Source organism: Streptomyces sp. WZ.A104 (genome assembly GCF_002382885.1).
Classification (GTDB): domain Bacteria; phylum Actinomycetota; class Actinomycetes; order Streptomycetales; family Streptomycetaceae; genus Streptomyces.
Genome location: NZ_NWVL01000161.1, coordinates 1 through 2,650 on the forward strand (window position 1 = coordinate 1; position 2,650 = coordinate 2,650).

Consider the following 2,650-nt stretch of genomic DNA (forward strand, 5'->3'; position numbering starts at 1 on the left):
GCTGGCCCTCGCACGCCGACGCCTCAACGTCCTGTGGGCGATGATCCGTGACGGAGAGTGCTTTCATGCTTCACCTCCCGTCACGGGAGCGGCTTGACAACACGATTGGGAAGTTCCTTCAACAGACGTGTGGGGACGAGATGGCCACACGGAGGAAGGACGACGTTCAGCGGCCCGCCCCCCGTACAACCGCGGCCTTCATCGTTATAAGGGGGGCCCGCGTTTGTCCAGTCCGGAGCCCCAGACGTTGTGCAAGTGCAATCTCGTGTACGGGGGAGGCGCCGGCAATTGGTATGCGGGCGGGGTCATCCGCGAGGATGGGCCCATGACTGCCCAGATTCTCGACGGCAAGGCCACCGCTGCCGCGATCAAATCCGATCTGACCGTCCGTGTGGCGGCCCTCAAGGCGCAGGGCATCACCCCCGGCCTGGGAACCCTGCTCGTCGGGGACGACCCGGGCAGCCGGTGGTACGTCAACGGCAAGCACCGTGACTGCGCACAGGTCGGCATCGGCTCCATCCAGCGCGAACTCCCCGACACCGCCACCCAGGAGGAGATCGAGGACGTCGTACGGGAGCTCAACGCCAACCCCGAGTGCACCGGTTACATCGTCCAGCTGCCGCTGCCCAAGGGCATCGACACCAACCGGGTCCTGGAGCTGATGGACCCGGAGAAGGACGCCGACGGGCTGCACCCGATGAGCCTCGGCCGCCTCGTCCTCAACGAGACCGGCCCGCTGCCCTGCACCCCGCAGGGCGTCGTCCAGCTGCTGCGTGCCCACGGCGTGGAGATCAACGGGGCGCATGTCGTGGTCGTCGGACGCGGTGTCACCATCGGCCGGTCGATCCCGCTGCTGCTGACCCGTAAGTCGGAGAACGCCACGGTGACCCAGTGCCACACCGGCACCCGGGACCTCTCCTCCCACCTGCGTCAGGCCGACATCATCGTCGCCGCCGCGGGCGTCCAGCACCTGATCAAGCCCGAGGACGTGAAGCCGGGGGCCGCGGTCCTCGACGTCGGCGTCAGCCGGGACGCGGACGGCAAGATCGTCGGCGATGTGCACCCGGGGGTCCGCGAGGTGGCCGCCTGGGTCGCCCCGAACCCCGGCGGTGTCGGCCCGATGACCCGCGCGCAGCTGCTGGTCAACGTGGTCGAGGCGGCCGAGCGGCTCGCCGCCGAGGCCGCCGACGCCGCCGCCGCGGGCTGACGGCCGGACGGCGGAGGGAACCCCATGGGTGCTGGTACGAGTCCGGCCGGGCCGGACGGGTCGAGCGAGTCGGGCGGTGAGGGCGCGGTGGCCGGGCCCGGTGCGGTGACCGGGCCCGGGACCGGGAGCGCCCCCCGGCGCCGGTCGCGGCGGTTCCCGAAGTTCACCCGGGACACCGCGCGCCCCGAGGGCGGCGGCCGGGCGGCGTCCGGCGACGCGCCCGCACCGGCCCGGCAGTGGCCGCTGCTCACCGTGCTCTGCGCGGCGGGCGCGGGGCTGCTGATCGTGGCCCTGGACCCGTTCGACCAGGCGTTCCGCATCGGCACCATCCTGATCGGCGGTGCGCTGATCGCCGGTGCCGTGCTGCGCTGGGTGGTGCCGTCGGTCGGCATGCTGGCGGTACGTTCCCGGTTCACCGACCTGGTGACGTACGGGCTGATGGGCACCCTGATCGTGCTGCTCGCGCTGGTCGCGCAGCCGAAACCGTGGCTGGACGTGCCGATCCTGGAGGACGCCGTCCGCTTCACGGTCCGCTGAGGGCTCCCCCGCGATCCCGCCCGTGGTGCCCGTCCCTTCCCCCGTAGAAGGGACGGGCACCTCGGATCGGAGTGACCAGGGAAACAAGCCCTGGTATGGGGCGGAATGAGCACCCTTGCCCCGTCCTGCTCCAAGCGTCATGGACACGAAGAGCCGCTTCAAGGGCTCCCTGGGGCCTGTGGCACGGAAGTGACCATTCCGGCACGGTGTGATCGTCGCGCAACGATGGCAGACTGGCCCGGCGCACAGAGCAGCACGGAGCAGACAGAGCAGTGATCGGGGCAGTGATCGGGGCGCGCGAAGATGCGTACCCCGTCCCGAATGCTCCCGTGCGCCCCCTCGTCAGGAACTGACACCCTGGCTTCGCGCATCCTCGTGGGTAGTTCGGCGGGGTTGCGTGGGTCGGGGGGACCGGCCGCAGCGGGGCACAGCAAGCACGTCCGGGGGACATGAGGGGGGAAAGCGATGCCTCGTTGGAAGGCACTGCCCGAAGAGCTCGATCCGCAGATCAGGGAGTTCGCCAGCCAGCTGCGCAGGCTCGTCGACCGCAGCGGGCTCAACATCAACGCGGTGGCCGACCGCACGGGCTACAGCAAGACGTCCTGGGAGCGGTACCTCAACGGGCGGCTCCTCGCCCCGCGCGGGGCCGTCGTCGCCCTCGCCGAGGTGACGGGCACCCCGCAGCACCACCTCACGACCATGTGGGAGCTGGCCGAGCGCGCGTGGAGCCGGGCCGAGATGCGCCACGACATGACGATGGAGGCCATCCGGATCACCCAGGCCCGTGCGGCGCTCGGTGAGTTGGGCGCGACCGCCCCCGACGCCCCGGCGGGCGGCCGGTCCGGCCGTTCCGCCTCGGGCGGCCGTCACGGCGCGGCCGGCTCCGGCGGTGCCCGGGTCCCGGCC

At 71.5% G+C, this 2,650-nt stretch carries 3 protein-coding genes; all 3 read left to right on the top strand.

Annotation, left to right across the window (positions count from 1 at the left end; genetic code table 11):
- The first annotated feature begins 325 nt into the window (after positions 1-325).
- A complete protein-coding gene (locus CIB93_RS36860; RefSeq protein WP_096633118.1) occupies positions 326-1,207 on the top strand; it encodes a bifunctional methylenetetrahydrofolate dehydrogenase/methenyltetrahydrofolate cyclohydrolase in 882 nt (293 codons plus the stop codon).
- 24 nt (positions 1,208-1,231) lie between these two features.
- Positions 1,232-1,744: a DUF3017 domain-containing protein gene (locus CIB93_RS36865; protein ID WP_257002525.1), complete on the top strand. Its 513-nt coding sequence runs from the start codon at positions 1,232-1,234 to the stop codon at positions 1,742-1,744.
- Between the two features lie 465 nt (positions 1,745-2,209).
- On the top strand, positions 2,210-2,650 hold a 441-nt coding region (locus CIB93_RS36870; protein WP_143660145.1), incomplete at its 3' end, for a helix-turn-helix transcriptional regulator.